Origin of the sequence: Streptomyces sp. L-9-10 (genome assembly GCF_004151105.1) — a bacterium.
GTDB lineage: Bacteria > Actinomycetota > Actinomycetes > Streptomycetales > Streptomycetaceae > Streptomyces.
This window is the reverse complement of record NZ_PHRF01000028.1, coordinates 116981-134808: the sequence shown is the minus strand read 5'-3', so window position 1 is coordinate 134808 and position 17828 is coordinate 116981. Positions and strand designations below refer to the sequence as shown.

Genomic DNA, 17828 nt, shown 5'->3' with positions numbered 1-17828 from the left:
GTGCTCAGTTGCCGGGCGAGCACCGCGGGGCGTCCGGGCCGCCTGGACCGGGCGCCGAGAGGGAGCACAGGAGCACGTCGAGGATCCTGGTGAGCTGTCCCAGAGCCTCGTGCGCGTCGGCGCCGGCACACATGCGGCAATGCAGCCCCTGGACGAGACCGGCGGCGAGCGCGGTGACGGTCTCCGGGTCGGCGTCCTGCCGCAGATCGCCGTCGGCATGGGCCTGTACGAGCAGTTCGCCCACCCGCGGCAGCCAGGCGGCCGTCCAGTCCTCCTGGGACGGCCGTTCCCAGCCGAGCCTGACCGCCGCCCGGACGACGGGCTCCCCCGCGAGCAGCCGGCCGATCGCGAGAACCATCTCTCTGGCCCGGCCCAGGGAAGGTGCCCGGACGGAGTCCGCACTCGCCACGGCATCCACGGCATCCGCGGCTTCCACGGCATCCGCGGCTTCCACGGCTTCCCGGACCATCGACACGGACAGCGCCTGGACCGCCTCGACCAGCCTCTCCTTGGTGGGGAAGTGGAAAGTCAGTGCACCCATGGACATACCGACCGATCGGCTGATGCTCGCCAGAGAAGCGCCGTGGTAGCCGCCGCGGTCGATCTCCTCCGCCGCCGCGTACACCATGGCGCGACGGGTTCGCTCGGCACGCTCCTGGACCATCACGCCGCTCCCTCGTCGTCGTGAAGGCGCGTCAACTTCCCCTGCCCGCGCCCGTTGACGGTCTGTGGCCGGCGCACGTTCAGCGGTCCGGCGGAGCAGGGCAACGCCGACGAGCCGACGTGCGTTCCGGTTGCCTACCCAGACCATGAAAGAAAAAAAGTGCTATTTTTTGTCACTGTCCACGTCGGCTGTTCTCCGGGGGTCTCATGTCGACAGCAGATGTCTCCACCGTGCCGTTGAGATCGGTCACCACGCCCAGCGACCTGTCCGCCTTCGCCTCGGACGTATTCGGTCATCTGCCCCGCAGCGACCAGCGCCGCTGGGCCGAGGCCTATCTGTGCGGCATGCTCACCGTGCCGGGCAAGAAGACGATCCGGCGCATCGCACGCGGCGTCTCTCCCTGTCCCGGGGCCCCGCACGCACTGCAGCAGTTCATCAGCGCCAGTCCCTGGGACTGGACGACCGCCCGCGAGACGCTGGCCCGCGCCGCCGCCACGCATCTCCCCCACCACATATGGACCACGGGCATCACCTTCATCGAGAAGCGCGGCGAGCATTCGGTCGGAGTGCACCGGCGCTTCGTGCCCGGAGCCGGGCGCACGCTCAACTGCCAGGTGGGCATAGGGCTGTTCCTCACTTCCGAGGACGAGAGCATCCCCGTCGACTGGCGGCTGCTCGTGGACGACACCTGGTCGGGGGACGCGGTACGCCGTCGGCGGGCCCGCCTGCCGGAGTCCGTCGGCGCGGCGCCCGACTGGGCGCTCGTGCTCGAACTCGTCGACGGGCTCGCCGCACTGCGGCTCTCCGGCCGGACCCCGTTCGTCGCCGATCTGCAGCCCGGCATGGACACCGCCCAACTGGCCCTGCAACTCGGCCAGCGGCAGCAGGACTTCGTCCTCGAGGTCCGGCAGGACCAGCCGGTCGTGCCGGACGCCCAGCAGTCTTTCGGAGTGCTGACACGCGGGCGCCCGTTCGGCGCCCACCAGTTGATGGCGCATCTGGCCGCGCACCAACCCCATGTGGTGAGCACGGAGCGACTCGGTCCGGGCCGTCACGCGGATGTGCTCTCCACACCGGCCCGGTTACCCGGCGGCCCTGGCGGCTACCGTCTCCTCGCCGAGGTCTCCTCCGTCACCCGACGGCCCGTGCGGTACTGGCTCACCTCACTGGCGCATCAGCGGACCAGCGAGTTACTCACCCTCATCCGCCGTCTGACGCTGACCCGTACCGCGGTGCAGAGCCTTGAGGACGACTACGGGCTGCTCGACTTCGAGGGACGGTCGTTCCCGGGCTGGCACCACCACATGACACTGGCCACGGCCGCGTACGTCTACCGGCGCATACACGAGAACGACAACGCCCACCAGGGGGCCGCTTAGGACGTGTTGCGAAAGTCCCGCCTGCCCGGGAACATCCGGTCCTCTCGGGCGCCGGGACCCGACCCGCGCGAACCGGCCCGCGATCGGGGGTCAGCCGGGCCGGCGCCAAGGCGTGAGGTCGAGCCCCGGATACCGCAGTGCCATCCCGGCCAGCGTCTCCGGTGTCCGGTACGGATGTCCAGGCGGCGGGAACCCGAACGCCTGGAGCTGGCGCGGGGTGGCCCGCTCGACGAATTTGAACCAGTCCCGCTGACCGGCGGAATAGGCCCAGCCCCGGCGCTGCCCCCATTGGACACCGGAGGGACGGAAGTTCAGGTGCATGGTGTAGCGGGCGCCGCGCGGCGCGGTCATCGCCGTGCCGCGATGAACGGTGCCGATCTCGAAGGCGACGACTGTCCCGGCAGGACCGGCTGCGGACACCTCCGCTCCGTACAGGTGCGGGCTGCCGCTGCCGTCGTGGAAGCGGCTCCTGCTTTCGAGGCCGGCCCGCAGATACCTGTCGGGCACGGCGGGGAGGCCGGCCGTGTGCTTCCGCGGGACAAGGTGCGCCGGGCCGAACTCCTCGGGCACGTCCGCCAGGTACACGAACATCTCCAGCTGGCGGAAGCCGGGCGCGGTGCTGGGCACCAGGAGGGTGTGGCCCAGGTAGTCGCGGTGCAGGTCCTGGTCGTAGTCGCTGGCGCCGGCATACTTCGCCCATGCCTCCGCCCCGTAGATCTGGAAGCCGTCGTCTTCCAGCAGCGTCTCGGCGTGCGTCAAAATCCGGTGGTTCACAGCCAGGAGGCTGATCTCCGTGCCGGCGAACGGGAAGTAGTCGATCCCGGCGAACTGGTCACCGATGAAGCGGTCGCGTCGCGCATCGGTTGCGTCATGGAACCCCTCGGCGGACGGGAAGAGCAAGTCCAGTTCGCCCGCGGCGGACTTCAGCTCATGGGGTGGGATGAAGCCGGGGAGGATGACGAAGCCGTCCTCTCGCCACGCCTGCGCCGCTTCTTCGAAGTCCCTCGGGCCAGGATCATCAGGGCGGTTGACGCGGGCAAGCGGTTTTCCGGGCAGTACACGTCCGAGGCGGACAGCTGCCCATCCCGGACCCGAGCCGGAGCCACAAAGTTGAACGCGTTCAGAAATGCTGGCAAAGTATCCGGCCACGGCCCACTTCCACCGGGTGGCCGGTGCGAGCGAAGGGCGGGCGGTCTGGTGGCGGGTGGGAGCAGGTCGCGCGTGTGGGGGACGCCGCTCAGAGGTGCGGCGCGTCCGCATGCTCCAGAGCCTTGCGGGCGGCGAGATATCCCGCGATTCTGAACGCCAACTCGTGGGAGCCGAACGTCTCGGCGCCGGGCTGCCGCAGCACCACCGGGGTGGCGGTCACGACGCCGTGCTCGGGCAGGTTCAACTGCTCGTCGATCCCTGCGGCGACCGCCGCGAAGGCAACGCCAACCGGGCGCGTATGACGGGGCGTTCACTTACATCGAGGCAGACGCAGGCAACGACGACGCCTCCGTACACCACCGGACAAACGGCCCAGGCCTGATCCGCCGATCGGGCCAGGGCCGTTTCCCTCAGCCCATCGGTGACGTGGCGGCCGGGTCCTCCTCCGCCCCCGGCATGGCGGGCGGCTGGTTCTCGCTGCCGCGTCCCCAGCCGGACGACGCTCCGTCCGTGGTGAGCTTGAAGTCCACCGTGCCGGCGGCGAGCAGGTCATGGTGTGAGATCCAGCTGCGACCGGTCTTCTCACCCCCGACGGTCAGCTTGTCGATGTACTGGTTGACCGATGACTTCGCCCCCGGGGCGTTCAGCGTGAGCCGGGTGCCGTCGGACTGCGTGATCACGGCCTTCGGGAACATGGGCGCGGAGAAGATGTAGTTTCCCGTGCCTGGCTGCGCCTCGAAGAGGCCCAGCATCGCGAACGCGCCCATGGCCGAACTGGCGCCGAGGTCGTCATTGCCGGGAATACCGTTGTACGTGTCCGTGTACAGCGCGCGCTGCGCGCGTGTCACCGCGGACGTCTTCCAGGGGCTGTCCGTCCACGCGTACATCCACGGGGCGTGGAAGTCGGGCTCGTTGTTCGGGTTGAACTCGAAGTGGCCGTTGTAGTCGATCGGCCCCGTCACCCAGTGCTTCGACGCCGCCGTGGAGACATCGTCGAGGACCGCCGGGAAGGTGAAGAACGTATCGAGCCGCTTCTCGGCCTCGTCGGCTCCGCCCATCAGCCGGAACAGCGCCTCGGGATCCTGCTGGCCGAGCCACTGGTACTGCCAGGCGGTGCCTTCCTTGAAGCCCTTGCCGTTCACCACCGCGTCGGTCGGTACAAAACTGCCGTCAGCCGCGCGGACCTGGGGGAACCCGGTATAGCCCTTGGACTCGATGTCCGGATTCCAGATGTGCGCGAATTCGTCACAGCGAGGCTGGAGGGCGTCCGCCTCCGCGGACTTTCCGAGGCCGACGGCCATCGTGCCGAGCGCACAGTCCGCCAGCGAGTATTCGAGACCGATGGAAGCGGCCTCACCCGGAATACGCTCGGACGGAATGAATCCCCTGGCCAGGTAGTCCGGATTGAACTCGCGGGCCTTGATGTCGGTCGCCGGGGGCGGGACCTCATTGACGTTCTTCCACAGCGCGGCGAAAAGCTTGGCCGAGAGTTCGTCATCGAGCAGACCGCGCGAATACAGGGTGACGATGAAGGGCGTTACGGGATCACCGCTGGTGGCATTCGTCTCGGCCTGGCCCAGCGACCACCGGGGCACCCATCCGCCCTGTTCATAGATCGCCAGGATCGACCGGGCTATATCGGTGGCGCGTTTCGGTTCGAGAAGCGCGATCAGCTGATTCTGTGATCGGTAGGTGTCCCACATCGACAGCATCTGGTAGTAGTCGTCGCCCGGCGCGACCTTGTGCGGCTTGCCGTCGAAGCCCTGGTAGGTGCCGTCCACGTCCTGTGCGACCGACGGGTGCAGCAACCCGTGGTACAGCTCGGTGTAGAAGGTCTTCAGGTCGTCGGTCGAGTCGCTGGACACCCGCACACTCCGGAGCTGTTTCTTCCACACCGCGTGCGCGTCGCCGCGCACCGTGTCGAAGGACTTCAGCTTCCCTCTGGACCCCGGGCCCTTGGACAGCTCCGCGACGCGGTTCCTCTCCGCGCCCTCGACCGAGGTGTAGGAGACGCCGGTGTGGGTGACGACCGGGGCCTTCCCACCGGGTGCGAAGGAGAGCACAGCGCCGCCCGTGGCAGCGGTTCGCCCGGCGACGGGTACCTTCTCGCCCCGGTTCCAGGTGGCGACCCCGGCGATCGGCTCGGAGAGCGTCATGCTGAAGTGCAGGGTGTAACGGCTCGGCCGATCGGCCCCGCAGAAGGAGCCGCTCGTCACCGAACCCTGGATCTTGTCGCCGACGACCTTCACATCGCCCGCGAACGTCTGCCCCCAGACGTCCGTGACATTGACGATCAGCTTGCGATCCCGCTCGCCGTCCGCGTACGTGAACCGGTCGACGCCCGTACGGGTGGTCGACGTCAGCTCCGCGCGTATGTCGTGCTTCTCCAGCGTCACACCGTAGTAACCGGGCCTCGACACCTCGGTGTCGTGACTGAACTCGGACATGTTCGCCGAGAGGGATGTGTCGGTCACCGCGCCCACGGTCGGCATGATCCGGACCCAACTGCCCGCGGGGCAGCCGATACCGGAGAGATGCACCTGACTGAAGCCGGTCAGAGTGGTGGCTTCATAGTTGTAGGCGGCATTTCCCACATTCGTGTCCGGACTGTTCTGCACCATGCCGAACGGCACGGTGGCTCCGGGGAACGTCATTCCCGAAGTGGTGTTGCCGACTTGCGGATTGACGTAGTCAGTCGGATCCGAGACCGAATGCGGCGCGGCACTGGCGGCGGGAACTCCCAGCAGGCCCGCCATGACCGCCGCGGCGGTCGCCCCCACCGCCGTTCGCCACCGGGTGACGAATCTGGACATGTTGAGCGCCTTCCGATTGACAACGTTGTCGTAGGCTCGGATGCTTACAGTTGCCGCGACTTACGTCAAGGGACTTAACAAATGCCGGGCCGCGATCTCGGCTTCGACACACGCGCCTCGCCGCCTCGCCGCCTCGCCGCCTCGCCGCAGGCAAACGCGCCCCGGCGGTACAGGACATCTCCTGTCCTCCACCTCTGCCATGGTGGCGGCCGTCACCTGGGTCCTGGACGTCACCGCTCCGTACAACGGCTGAGCCGGCGGACTGACCCGGCCTGACATGCCTGCGCCGTCCGGGCCGCCGCAGCCACGCGGGCGGCCCGGACGGCGCGGGCACCGGACACGTGGAGAAGCGGAAGGAAGCGGGTCACCGTGAGGATGCGGAAGCTGGGACTGACCGGCATCGATGTCAGTGCCTACTGCCTGGGCACCATGGTGTTCGGCAAGATGGGCAATCCGGATCACGACGCCTGCGTGCGCATGATCCACCGGGCGCTCGGGGCCGGCATCAATTTCATCGACACCGCCGATGTCTACGGCTACAGCGAGACCGAGGAGATCGTCGGCAAGGCCCTCAAAGGACGCCGCGACGAGGTCGTACTGGCGACCAAGTTCAACGGGCCGATGGGCGAGGGCCCCAACCGCGGCGGCAGCTCCCGGCGCTGGGTCGTCCAGGCGGTCGAGGGCTCGCTGAAGCGGCTGCGGACCGACTACATCGACCTCTACCAGATCCACCACCCCGACCCGCACACGGACATCGAGGAGACCCTCTCCGCGCTCACCGACCTCGTGCGCGCCGGGAAGGTCCGCGCGATCGGCTCCTCCAACCTGCCGGCCTCGGAGATCGTCGAAGCGCAGTGGGTGTCCCAGCGGCGCGGACTGCACCGCCTGCGCACCGAGCAGCCCACCTACTCCCTCCTCAACCGAGGCATCGAGCGGGAGGTCCTGCCCACCTGCCGCCGCCACGGCATGGGCGTTCTGGTGTGGAGCCCGCTGGCCATGGGCCTGCTCACCGGCCGCTACCGCAAGAACACCGCGCGGCCCGACAACGCCCGCATGCGCTGGGTCCCCCGGCACCTCACCGACGAGCGCAAGCTCGACGCGGTCGAGCGGCTGCTCACCCTCGCCGAAGAAGCCGGCCACTCCCTCACGCACCTGGCCATGGCCTTCGCCACCAGCCACCCCGACGTCACCTCCGCCATCATCGGCCCGCGCACCATGGACCAGCTGGACGACCTGCTCGCCGGCACCACCCTCACCCTCGGCGACGACATCCTCGACACGATCGACGCGATCGTCCCGCCCGGTACCGACATCAGCCCTCTGGACGTCTCCTACACACCTCCCTCCCTCATCCGCACGGACCTGCGCCGACGCCCGTTCCACGAGCGAGCCGCGGCCTGAGAGCGCGATGACCGTGTTCCGCCTGCTTCGGTGACCAGCCGTGGTGGCGGTCTCGCCGTGGTAACCGAGGGCCTTCGGGACGACGGGGGACGGGGCCGGGGCCGGGGGCCGGGGCCGGGGTCTGACCGACGACCCCGGCCCGTGGAGAAACCCGGGGTCACCAGTCGTGGACAGTCCCGTCCCCGAGTCTGTTGACGGGCAGGTAGGCCGCCTTGTACGGGTGGGCGGCAGCCAGTTCCTCGTCCAGCTCCACTCCGATGCCGGGCGCCTCGCCAGGGTGCAGGTGCCCGTCCGTGAAGGTGTAGGCGTGCCGGAACACCTCCTCGGTGAGCGGGGTGTGACCCGAGTACTCCTGTATGCCGAAGTTGTGGACGGCGAGGTCAAGATGGACCGCGGCGGCCATCCCCACCGGGGAGATGTCCTCCGGCCCGTGCACGGCGCTCTTGACCTGGTACTGCGCGGCGAAGTCGAAGAGCTTGCGCAGCGGTGTGACACCGCCGAAGTGCGTGACCGCCGAGCGCACGTAGTCGATCAGCTGCTCGGTGATCAGGGCCTGGTAGTCGTACACGGTGTTGAGGACCTCGCCGATGGCCAGCGGCGTGGTGGTGTGCCGGCGCACCAGTCGCAGGGCCTCCTGGTTCTCGGCGGGGGTGCAGTCCTCCAGCCAGAACGGCCGGTAGGGCTCCAGGTCCTTGCCGAGCCGTGCCGCCTGGATCGGTGTGAGCCGGTGGTGGGCGTCGTGGAGCAGGGGCAGTTCGACGCCGAACTCCGCGCGTACCGCTTCGAATACGGCAGGCATGTGACGCAGGTAGGCGTCGGTGTCCCAGTCCTCCACCAGGGGGCGGGCCTGCTGATGCAGGACGGGCGATCCGGCGTCGTCCGTACTGGACACGCCGTACACGGCCCGCAGACCGGGGATGCCCGACTGGATCCGGACCGCGGGGTAGCCCTCGGCCAGGCGGGCCCTGACCGAGTCGAGGAGTTCGGGGATGTCACGGCCGTTCGCATGGCCGTAGGTGCCGACGCGGTCCCGGCTCGCCCCGCCGAGGAGTTGGTAGAGCGGAAGCCCGGCGGCCTTGGCCTTGATGTCCCACAGTGCGACGTCGACGGCGGCGATCGCGGCCATCGTCACCGGCCCGCGCCGCCAGTAGGCGCCCCGGTACAGGGACTGCCAGGTGTCCTCGATCCTGTGCGGGTCCAGACCTATGAGCAGTGGGGCCACATGGTCGGTGAGGTAGCTGACGACGGCGAGCTCGCGGCCGTTGAGGGTGGCGTCGCCGAGGCCGGTGAGTCCCTCGTCCGTCGTCAGCTTGAGGGTGACGAAGTTACGGCCGGGGCTGGTGACGACGACGGTCGCGTCGACGATCTTCATGGATGTTGTTTTCTCTTCCGGGTGCGGTGGGTGGGGGGTTGTTCAGCCCTTGGTGGCGCCCGAGGTCAGCCCGGACACCAGGTACTTCTGGCCGAGGACTGCGGCCAGGACGACCGGGACGGTGATCAGGGTGGAGGCGGCCATGAGACCGCCCCAGTCGGTGCTCGCGTAGGAAATGAAGTTGAAGAGGGTCACCGGCACGGTCTGGGTGATGTCGTCGGCGAAGACCAGCGCGAACATGAAGTTGTTCCAGCTGAAGACGAAGGCCAGCAGCGAGGCGGTCGCGGTGCCCGGTGCCGCGAGCGGCAGCGAGATGCGCCAGAAGGCGCCGAAGGCGCTCAGTCCGTCGGTGCGCGCGGCTTCCTCCAGTTCGACCGGCAGCCCCGCGAAGAAGCTGATCATGATCCACATGATGAGCGGGACGGAGACGAACATGTGGCTGAGGATCAGCACGGTGTAGGAGCCGACGAGGCCCAGCTGCGCGAACAGGTAGTACCAGGGCACCAGCAGCGAGATCGCCGGGACGATGCGCGCGACCAGGATGAGGGAGCCGACGCGGTGCATGTCGAACCGGCCCACTGCCCAGGCGGCCGGCACGGCGATGACGGCGGACAACACGGTGGATATCACGCCGACGAGCAGGGAGTTGCCCATCGACCGCAGGATCTGCCCGGCCTCGACGATGCTGCGGAAGTTGTCGAGGGTGGGGCGGAACCACAGGCCCACGGACGGGTCGGTCACCTGCACGTTGGTCTTGAACGCGGCGGCGAACATCCACACCACCGGCAGCGCGAAGACGAGTGTCACGATCGTGATGGCGGTGCCGCGCAACCAGGACCAGTTCCTGCGGCGCGGCGGGCCGGCCGGGCGCCTGCCGGTGGAGCGGGTGGCGTGGGTGACGGTGGCACTCATGTGTTCTTCCTTCCGCCCCGGCGGCGCAGCAGCACCACGACACCGATGATGAAGAGCGTGAACAGGACGAGAACGGCGGCGGCCAGGCCGTACTCCTGGTAGTCGAAAGTGAGCCCGTAGGCGTAGACGTTGAGGGTTTCCGCCTCGAAGTCCGAGCCGCCTCCCGCGCCCTTGGTGGCGTAGAGGATGTCGAAGGTCTTGAGGGCGTCGACGGCGCGCAGTACGAGCGCGGTGGCAAGGGCCGGGCCGAGCATCGGCAGCACGATGTGGCGGAAGCGTTGCCACGCGTTCGCGCCGTCGACGAGCGCGGCCTCCTCGGGCTCCTCGGGGAGGGTGGTCAGGCCGGCGAGCAGCAGCAGTGTCATCATCGGTGTCCACTGCCACACGTCGATGAGCATCAGCGTCGGCAGCGACTGGCCCACCGAGCCGAGGAACTCCTGCCTGGGCAGTCCGACGCCTTCGAGGAGGTGGTTGGCTATGCCGTTGGTGGGATCGAGGATCAGCAGCCACAGGATGCCGATCGCCACCGGCGTGGTGAGCAGCGGAATGATCAGGACGGTACGCACCCAGCGCATGCCGCGGAACGGCTTGCGCATCAGCATCGCCAGCGCGAGGCCCAGCACCGTCTCCACCATCACCGCACCGACCGTGAACACGAGTGTGCGGCGGGCGGCGGGCCAGAACCGGCGGGTGTCGCCGAGGGCATCGGCGAAGTTCCGCAGGCCGATGTGTTCCTTGCCGGCGTTCACCGCGCCGAAGGCGTCGGTCAGGCTGAGGTCGAGCGTGAAGGCCAGGGGGAAGACGATCATCAGGCCCACGAAGAGCAGCGCCGGGGCGAGCATCGTCCACTTCAGGCGCCGGTTGGCCTGTTCGAAGGTGCGCGGCCGACGCGCACGGGCCGGTCCTTCGCCCGGCGGCCGGGAGGCGACCGGGACCGTGGAGGCCTTCGTGATGGACATCAGGACTCCTTGTGGCGGTTGTCGCGGACCAGGAAGTCGGCGAACTCCGCGTCCGCGTCGCGGGCGACGGGCGGTACGGCCTCGCCGAGGATGCCGGCGACCAGCGGCCGCCCGACGATGTCCCGGGCCCGGCCGACCTGAAGGACGCGGGGCCGGTCATAGCCCAGACCGCGCTCCGCGTTGAGCCGCATGGCGTCGGCCAGGTCCGGCGGGAAAACGGCGAGCGCCTTCGGATCGGACCACACGGAGGCGCGGGCGCCGGGGATACCGTCCGACTGGAGCGCGGCGGACATCTCCGGCCCGGCGGCCCACTTGATGAACTGCCAGGCGTCATCACGCAGCCGGGAGAACGTGTTGATGCCGAGGCTCCAGGACGGGATGTTGTGCGGCCGGGCTCCGGCCGGTCCGGCGGGGAAGGGGGCGAAGCCGACGCTCTCCCGCACGGTGGACACCTTCGGGTCGAGAAAGCTGCTGTAGATCGCGTCGGCGTCGATGTAGAACGCCGCCTTGCCCTGCGCGAAGATCGGCATGGCGCCTTCGAGGCTCATGTTGGTCGCCCCGGGCGGGCCCGTTCTCGCCAACAGCCTGCCGTAGTACTCGTACGCGGCGAGAGCCTCCGGAGTTCCGATGCCGGACTTGCCCGCGACGACGAAGTCACCGCCGTGCGAGTACAGGAAGCTCGACCACTGGGACACGGCGCCGCTGCGCTGTCCCCGGCCGACGAAGCCGTAGAAGCCCTTGTCCCGCCGCGTGAGTTCCTGAGCGGCGGCCATCAGAGCGTCCAGGGTACGGGGCGGCCCGCCGAGATCGCCGACCAAGTCCTTCCGGTAATAGAGCACCGGGCGTTCGGTCACCACCGGAACGCTCAGCACCTTTCCCGCCGTCACGGACGCCTGGCGCGGGGCCTTCTGGAAGTCCGCCCAGGCGAACTCCTTGTCGCCCTCGACACGGTCGGTAAGGTCGGTGAGCCAGCCGTTGTGCGCGAAAACCAACTGCTCCTGCAGCGCGCGGACCATCATCACGTCCACATCGGTGCCGGAGGCGTTGAGCTTGACGTTGTAGCTGCTCGCGAGCTGGTCGGCGGTGAGGAGCGTCATCGACACCCGCCGCCCGATCAGCTCCTCGAACTCCTTCGTCCGGCGCCGGATCGCCTGGGACCACACATGGTTGATCGCCATGATCCGCAACGGTGCGCCGGCCGAGGGGGAACCACCCCGCGCCGAACAGGCGCTGAGCACCCCCGCGCCGACGGCCCCGGCGGCGAGCCTGCCGAAGGAGCGCCGGCTCAGGAGCTGGCTGCTCGTGGACATCCTTGGTCCTCGTCTCTCTGCGGTGTACGAACGGCTCCGAAATCACTGGTCCAACTGGTAGGACCAGTTGTGACGGCCAAGACCGTAACAGTGGAAGAGCCATGCCGACCAGCCTCTGACCGCGGTTTCTCGAAGCCGCCTGGTGGGTTACGCGCGCCCCGTGGCGCCGCCCCGCCCGGTCTCCGCCTGTCCGAGGAGCGCCTCGATGTGGTTGCGTGCCATGATGTCGACCTGAAGGTCGAGATCCGCCCCGTAGGTGCGCAGGCCGAGCATCAGGTGCTCCCGCATCCGCGCACAGGCGGCCTCCACGTCCCGCGCCTCGATCGCCTCGAAGATCTCCGGATGGTGTGGAACGCCGGGCTCACCGATCGACGGGTCGGAGTTCGAGCGCAACATCATCTCGAACATCATTCCGCTGATCGAGGACAGCATGATCCGCAGCACCGGGTTCTTGCTCGCCACCGCGATGGCGTCATGGAAGCTCATATCGGCCTGCGCCTTGATCACGACGTCGGTCGCCGATTCCATGGCGTCCCGCGCGGACCGCATCTCGGCGATGTCGTGGTCCGTGGCCCGCTCGGTCGCCAGCCGGACGATCTCGACCTCAAGCGGAATCCGTGCCTCGATCAGATGGCGGACCGTGGGCCGGCCCGCCCGGTAGAGCGCGTCGTACCCCCGGGCCTGCCCTGAGGTCTGCTCCCGCACGAACGAGCCGCGCCCCGGCGCGACCTCGATCAGATGCTGGGCTTCCAGCCGTCGCAGCACCTCGCGCACGACGTTCCTACTGGAACCGAAGTGGGCGGCGAGCTCGCGCTCCGACGGGAGTTTCGTCCCGACGGCGATCTCTCCGGACCTGATGTCGTGCTCCAGTTGGCGCGCGATGCGCTCCGTCAGTAGCCCCCGCTGTGCGGGGTCCATGACAGGTCCGGACTGCGAGGAGCCCGACGGTGACGAGGGGGCGGGCGGCTGCATAGTGGCAGCGTACAGGCCCGCCCGTCCGGCCCGGCCCCGGGTGACCGGGGCCGGGCCGGATCGGTGTTCAGCCGGTGATCGTGAAGGTGTTCGGTGAATCGTTCCGCTGTGCCACCTGCCCCGGGAGCAGGTTCTGGATCTTGTTGCCGGTGAACTTCCCCGTGCCGGTGACCCCCGAATTGATCCAGATGCCCTGCTTCGCCGGACGGTCGATCGTGTTGTTCGTCAGCGTGACATTGACGCGCGTTCGATCGATGCTGAGCCCCGCGGTGAGCGACCCCCGCATGATGTTGTCGCTCATGGTGACGTTCGTGAACGCGTTAGGGAACTGCGAGGTGCTCCCCGTCGAACCGATGTGCACGCCGTGCCGGACGCCGTTCCAGCCACCGCCGCCCTGGAGGACGTTTCCGGTGACCGCGGCGGACTCCAAGGGGTGCCCCGAATCGCCGAACACGCTGAGTTCCAGCGCGTTGTTCGACGACACGCTGTTCACCACGTTGTTCCGCACCTCGACGTTCTTTCCGCCGGCGACCCGGATCCCGTTGGCCCACCAGGGCGCGACCGCGGTGTTGTTCAGGATCTTCGCCCCGGACACCTGGCCGTTCTGTCCGGCGGGACCCGCGTCGGAGTACGTCGCGAAGGAATCGTCACCGGTGTTCCGGGCGAAGCTGTTCCGGACCGTGATGTTGAGGCCGAGCTTCTCCGCGTTCGGCGAGTTGCCGTTGTTGATGTTGTAGCCGTCGCCGTAGCTGTCCGCGGTACGGCTGTTCTGAAGGATGCCGTCGGTGCCCGACAGCCAGTTGGCGTCGATGTGCCGCGTCCAGAGCCGGTCGATCAGCCAGCCGGTACCGCCGGTGTTGACTCCGTAGTCCGAACCGCCGGTGCCGCCGATTCCCCGCCAGACGGCGTTGGTGTCGATCTGAAGGTCCGTCAGCGTGGTTCTCGTGCCCACGACGATCTGCGAACGCCAGGAGTTGGCCGGCAGCGGAACCTTGCGGTACAGGGTGGTGTACCACATGCCGGCACCCTGCACCTTCACGCCCGTGAAGTCCAACGGCCTGGAAACCAGGCTGTTCGTCAGGTACTTGCCCTGCGGGATCCACACCGACTTCCCCTGCGAGCGGGCGGCGTTCACCGTGTTCTGGATGGCCACCGTCGAATCCTGCTGGAAGTTCGGGTCCGCGCCGTTGCTGACGACGGAGATCGAGTTCGCCGGCTGCGCCAGTGCGGCACCGACGTTCTCCAGGTCGACGGAGTCGATGTCGTAGACGGCGGCCGTGTTGCCGGCGTCCTTCTTGAGCTGGATGGTGCTGCCCGGGGCGATCGCGGCGCCCGTCACACGCAGGGGGAACTCGTTGTAGAAGCGGTAGGCCACGCCTCCGGCGCGGGGGTCGTCCGGATTGGTGGTCGCACCACGGTAGTTCCACGCCTGCTGGGAGCTGAGGGCGATCGCCTGGCGGAAGGTTCCGTTCACGTACAGGTTCAGCGTCGCGTTGATCCCGCCGCCCCCGGCCGCATCCGGAATCGAGGCGCGGACCACGAGGCTGTTGGCGTTCTTTCCCGTGTTGTTCGTCAGCGTCACGGAGTCGCCGTTGGCCTTCAGTTCGACGAGCGAATAGCCCGAGGCCTCGCCCTCCAGGGTGGCCTGGGTCGGGGGCGCCGCTCCCGGGCTGATGGAGCGGACACGGGCGCCGCCGCCGAGCGTCCCGGATTCGGCTTCGACCGTCACGAAGGGGGTGGTGGCCCCGGCCGCGGCGACGATCTGGGCCTCGGACATGGCGGCCGGCTGGGCGGCGGCGGCCACGGCAACGTTGTCAGGGCGTGCGTCGCCGCTCTGGACGGACACCACGCCCGCAGCGAGCAGCGCGAGGCCGCATAGGCCGGGCATGATTCTGCGGTACATGTTTACCCCTTGATGGGATTGGCGATGGTGCGGGAACCGCCAAACCGCGAGCGGCTACGTGCCCGAGGATGCTCGGACCCCAAGGCGGTCGAAAGGTTCCGCCTTCTGTGCCGGCAGCTTGACCATATGGGCGAGATTGAACTGCCCAACTCACGACTCGTCAACAGTCCCAGCGCTCGCGAGGGCTTGCCTGGCCTGAAGGCGCTGCCGGGTGATGCGATCGGGGTCCTCTCCGCCCCGTGCGCACATCGAGGACATGCGCACGGAGCGGGGAGGTGAGACGCGGGGGCCCGGATCTCACACGGCGCTGCACCCACCGTCCACGGGCACGGAAGCGCCCGTCACGAATGAGGATCGGTCCCCGCACAGCCACACCACGGCCTGCGCGATCTCCTGGGGGTCGGCGAGCCGGCGCTGGATGGCCCGGCCGACGCTGAGTTCTTCCAGCTGCGGCATCACGCTGATGGCCTCGTCCATCAGCTCGGTCCTGGTGGCGCCCACCATCAGCGAGTTGACCCTGATGCCCCGGCCGCCGTACTCGGCCGCGGCGGCCTTGGTCAGCCCGGCCACCGCGTGCTTGGAGGCGACGTACGGGGCCGCCGCGCCGGTGGCGAACAACCCTGCCGTGCTGGAGGTGTTGACGATCGAGCCGCCGGACTCCTGGCGCAGCATCACGGGGATCTGATGGCGGAGGCAGTTCCAGACCCCGCGAACGTTGGTGTCCATGATCCGGTCGTAATCGGCGTCGTCCATCTCGTGCAGCGGAGTGCCCAGCGAGCCCCAGCCCGCGTTGTTGAACGCCCCGTCGAGCGAGTCGAATCGGTCCACGGCGAGCGCCACGGCGCGCTCGACGTCGGCCGCGGACCGTACGTCACCCGGTGCCGCTACGGCGCGCCCGCCCGCTTCGTTGATCTCTCTGGTGACCTCACGGAGCCGCTCCTCGCGCCGCGCCATGAGCACGACTGCCGCGCCCTCCGCCGCGAGCAGCCGCGCCGCCGCCTCTCCGATGCCGCTGGACGCCCCGGTGACCATGACTGTCTTGCCTGTGAGTGACACTCGTCCCCCGTATTCAGGAATGAATCAAGCCGGAAAGAACTCCGGAAGGAGCCTAGGGGGCGGCGGTTCGCGTCGGTGTGGCGCCGGCCCGTGCCTCGCCGAACTCCAGACGCTTCATGACACTGGGCACCGCGATCGCCGGCAGGACGCAGTGCCAGATCTCCTCGATGCGCTGTCGCAGATCACGGCGCCCGCTCTCCAGGCTCGCGTGCATCTGCGCGCCGGTACACGCGTAGACGATGAGGCGGGCCACCGCGTCGATCTGGACGCCCACCCTCAGCTCACGTCTGCGCCCGGCGTCGACGAGATCCTCGGTCATCACCCGCACCCACTGCTGGTGCGAGTTCTCGTCCGGGTCGATGAAGTGCTCCTGGTCCATCACCAGCCGGGCTCCCGCCAACAGCACGGGATCATCGACCAGTTGACGGCCCCAGGTGAGCGTGACGTCGATGGCGTGCTGGATTCCCCTGGACGCGACCGGCGGCACCACCAGGTCAGGCTGGCTGCGGACTATCTCGCGAGCCAGCTCTTCCTTGCTCGGGAAGTGGAAGTACATCGCGCCCAGCGTGAGCCCGGCGCGGTGGGCGATCTTCGCGACACTCGCACCGGCGAACCCGGACTCGGCGAAGACCTCCGCCCCCGCCCGCACCAGAGCGGCCCTGGTGCGCAACGCCCGTTCCTGCTTCAGGCTCCGTCCCGTCAACTGATTGTTCCCCACCATACTCAGTAATGCCTCGACAAAGAAAAGAATGCTCTCTATTTTATGATGCGGCAGCTGATTCAAGCCAACACGTGACACCGCAAGCCAGCCCGCTGACACTTGTTGACGTTCCAGTTCCAGCGACATTCAAGGGGGAGAAGTCGCATGGCCTGCAACACCATCCACTCAGCACCGTCCACACCCGCACCCGGACCCGCGCTCAAGGGGTACGTACGCAAGTCCGAGACCGATGAGATCCTGGTTCGCGACTGGCGCAACGTCTCCCCCGAGACCCAGATCGTTACCCTGCAGTGGCCTCACACCCACTCTTTCTACACACTTCCCGGGGGTGCCACCAGCCCTCTGCTCCTCACCGAATGCATCCGGCAGGGACTCGCCCTGCTGTCCCATACGGTCCATGACATCCCGCTCGACCACCGACTGGGCTGGGAGTACGCCAGGACCACGGTCGCCCGGCCCGCGTTACGTCCGCGGTCAGGACCCACGACCGCGGAGCTGAGGATCACGCACACCACGGTCACCCGCCGCCGCGGCGGCTCGGTTCATCTGACCGCGCACATCAACTCCACCGTCGGCGGGGAGCACTTGGGCACCGCAGAGATCCGTTACACCACCCACCCGCCGGCCATCTACCGCCGGCTGCGCAGGGAGTACGCGGACGCCGGGCGGGCCTTCGGCAATGCCCTGCCCCCGGCGCCGCCCGCCGCTCCCGGTCTGGTGGGCCGTGACGACCCCGGGGATGTCGTCATCGCGCCGACCGGCACCGCGCACCACTGGCAGTTGCGTACGGACACCTCACACTCGACTCTCTACGACCACCCGCACGACCACATCCCCGGGATGGTTCTCCTGGAGGCCGTGTCCCAGGCCGCCCAGGCCGAGTTCGGCGAGCGGGGCCCGGTGGTCCCGTTCGACTTCGACACCGTCTTCTCGCGGTACGTCGAGTTCGACGCCCCGGTCTGGATCGATGTCGCACCGGAGACCCCGGACGTGCTGGGCAGGGACCGGCTCCGTGTGACGGGGACGCAGAGCGGCCGGGACGTCTTCCGCACCGCGGTGACCTGCGCGCCGGCCACCACTCCGGGAGCGGCGCCGCCGCGCGCGACGTAGTCAGGACTCCGGAGGGGGGTGCGGCCGGCCGGGGAGCGCCGGCCGCGCCCGCCGGGCGGGCCGCCACGCGGTAGGGGCGTGGCTCGTCGTACCGGAACCGCGCGTAG

Annotated in this window: 15 protein-coding genes; 3 read left to right on the top strand and 12 right to left on the bottom strand. The window is 68.6% G+C overall.

The window, feature by feature from the left end:
• Nucleotides 1-4 precede the first annotated feature (4 nt).
• Entirely contained in the window at nt 5-664 is a 660-nt protein-coding gene (locus tag CU044_RS08650; RefSeq protein ID WP_165371821.1) for a TetR/AcrR family transcriptional regulator, read from the bottom strand.
• 206 nt (nt 665-870) lie between these two features.
• Here CU044_RS08650 and CU044_RS08645 point away from each other — a divergent pair, with 206 nt between their 5' ends.
• Entirely contained in the window at nt 871-2043 is a 1173-nt protein-coding gene (locus tag CU044_RS08645; protein ID WP_129767887.1) for a transposase, read from the top strand.
• A gap of 90 nt (nt 2044-2133) precedes the next feature.
• On the opposite strand, the gene CU044_RS08640 is transcribed toward CU044_RS08645, so the two are convergent.
• The 3 genes from CU044_RS08640 to CU044_RS08635 form a co-directional block, all read right to left on the bottom strand.
• Nucleotides 2134-3303 (bottom strand): phytanoyl-CoA dioxygenase family protein, encoded by a 1170-nt coding sequence (locus tag CU044_RS08640; RefSeq protein ID WP_129767886.1) that lies wholly within the window; start codon nt 3301-3303, stop codon nt 2134-2136.
• Nucleotides 3281-3436: a hypothetical protein gene (locus CU044_RS38420; protein WP_165371819.1), complete on the bottom strand. Its 156-nt coding sequence runs from the start codon at nt 3434-3436 to the stop codon at nt 3281-3283. Before CU044_RS38420 ends, CU044_RS08640 begins: the two co-directional genes overlap by 23 nt.
• Nucleotides 3437-3602: 166 nt before the next feature.
• Nucleotides 3603-6005: a GH92 family glycosyl hydrolase gene (locus CU044_RS08635; protein ID WP_205124059.1), complete on the bottom strand. Its 2403-nt coding sequence runs from the start codon at nt 6003-6005 to the stop codon at nt 3603-3605.
• A gap of 369 nt (nt 6006-6374) precedes the next feature.
• Here CU044_RS08635 and CU044_RS08630 point away from each other — a divergent pair, with 369 nt between their 5' ends.
• The gene (locus tag CU044_RS08630; protein WP_129767885.1) at nt 6375-7406 is read left to right on the top strand and encodes an aldo/keto reductase; all 1032 of its coding nucleotides are present in this window, start codon (nt 6375-6377) and stop codon (nt 7404-7406) included.
• A 157-nt stretch (nt 7407-7563) separates the two neighbouring features.
• Here the strand turns inward: CU044_RS08630 and manD are convergent, their stop codons facing one another.
• The 8 genes from manD to CU044_RS08590 all read right to left on the bottom strand — a co-directional run bounded on the left by manD (nt 7564) and on the right by CU044_RS08590 (nt 16593).
• Nucleotides 7564-8778, bottom strand: coding sequence for a D-mannonate dehydratase ManD (manD, locus tag CU044_RS08625; RefSeq protein WP_129767884.1), 1215 nt, complete (start codon nt 8776-8778; stop codon nt 7564-7566).
• A 42-nt stretch (nt 8779-8820) separates the two neighbouring features.
• Nucleotides 8821-9690 (bottom strand): carbohydrate ABC transporter permease, encoded by an 870-nt coding sequence (locus tag CU044_RS08620; RefSeq protein ID WP_240045438.1) that lies wholly within the window; start codon nt 9688-9690, stop codon nt 8821-8823.
• Complete coding sequence (locus tag CU044_RS08615; protein WP_129767883.1) at nt 9687-10649, bottom strand: sugar ABC transporter permease; 963 nt, start codon at nt 10647-10649, stop codon at nt 9687-9689. Before CU044_RS08615 ends, CU044_RS08620 begins: the two co-directional genes overlap by 4 nt.
• Entirely contained in the window at nt 10649-11959 is a 1311-nt protein-coding gene (locus tag CU044_RS08610) for a sugar ABC transporter substrate-binding protein (protein WP_129767882.1), read from the bottom strand. The genes CU044_RS08615 and CU044_RS08610 overlap by 1 nt, the downstream gene beginning before the upstream one ends.
• Before the next feature lie 147 nt (nt 11960-12106).
• On the bottom strand, nt 12107-12931 hold the full coding sequence (locus tag CU044_RS08605) for a FadR/GntR family transcriptional regulator (RefSeq protein WP_129767881.1): 825 nt from the start codon (nt 12929-12931) through the stop codon (nt 12107-12109).
• Between the two features lie 67 nt (nt 12932-12998).
• Nucleotides 12999-14834 (bottom strand): hypothetical protein, encoded by a 1836-nt coding sequence (locus CU044_RS08600; protein WP_240045437.1) that lies wholly within the window; start codon nt 14832-14834, stop codon nt 12999-13001.
• A gap of 297 nt (nt 14835-15131) precedes the next feature.
• Complete coding sequence (locus tag CU044_RS08595; protein WP_275670182.1) at nt 15132-15890, bottom strand: glucose 1-dehydrogenase; 759 nt, start codon at nt 15888-15890, stop codon at nt 15132-15134.
• Nucleotides 15891-15942: 52 nt separating this feature from the next.
• Nucleotides 15943-16593: a ScbR family autoregulator-binding transcription factor gene (locus CU044_RS08590; protein ID WP_240045436.1), complete on the bottom strand. Its 651-nt coding sequence runs from the start codon at nt 16591-16593 to the stop codon at nt 15943-15945.
• Between the two features lie 162 nt (nt 16594-16755).
• Between CU044_RS08590 and CU044_RS08585 the strand changes: the two genes are divergently transcribed.
• Nucleotides 16756-17721, top strand: coding sequence for a ScbA/BarX family gamma-butyrolactone biosynthesis protein (locus CU044_RS08585; RefSeq protein WP_129767880.1), 966 nt, complete (start codon nt 16756-16758; stop codon nt 17719-17721).
• The last annotated feature ends 107 nt before the right edge of the window (nt 17722-17828 follow it).

Bases quoted from the DNA above. Each gene is read 5' to 3' on its own strand.
- CU044_RS08615 (WP_129767883.1), bottom strand. From the start codon at position 10,649: ATGTCCATCACGAAGGCCTCCACGGTCCCGGTCGCCTCCCGGCCGCCG.
- CU044_RS08650 (WP_165371821.1), bottom strand. From the start codon at position 664: ATGGTCCAGGAGCGTGCCGAGCGAACCCGTCGCGCCATGGTGTACGCG.
- CU044_RS08645 (WP_129767887.1), top strand. From the start codon at position 871: ATGTCGACAGCAGATGTCTCCACCGTGCCGTTGAGATCGGTCACCACG.
- CU044_RS08585 (WP_129767880.1), top strand. From the start codon at position 16,756: ATGGCCTGCAACACCATCCACTCAGCACCGTCCACACCCGCACCCGGA.
- CU044_RS08620 (WP_240045438.1), bottom strand. From the start codon at position 9,690: ATGAGTGCCACCGTCACCCACGCCACCCGCTCCACCGGCAGGCGCCCG.
- manD (WP_129767884.1), bottom strand. From the start codon at position 8,778: ATGAAGATCGTCGACGCGACCGTCGTCGTCACCAGCCCCGGCCGTAAC.
- CU044_RS08610 (WP_129767882.1), bottom strand. From the start codon at position 11,959: ATGTCCACGAGCAGCCAGCTCCTGAGCCGGCGCTCCTTCGGCAGGCTC.
- CU044_RS08605 (WP_129767881.1), bottom strand. From the start codon at position 12,931: ATGCAGCCGCCCGCCCCCTCGTCACCGTCGGGCTCCTCGCAGTCCGGA.
- CU044_RS08635 (WP_205124059.1), bottom strand. From the start codon at position 6,005: ATGTCCAGATTCGTCACCCGGTGGCGAACGGCGGTGGGGGCGACCGCC.
- CU044_RS08640 (WP_129767886.1), bottom strand. From the start codon at position 3,303: ATGCGGACGCGCCGCACCTCTGAGCGGCGTCCCCCACACGCGCGACCT.
- CU044_RS08600 (WP_240045437.1), bottom strand. From the start codon at position 14,834: ATGTACCGCAGAATCATGCCCGGCCTATGCGGCCTCGCGCTGCTCGCT.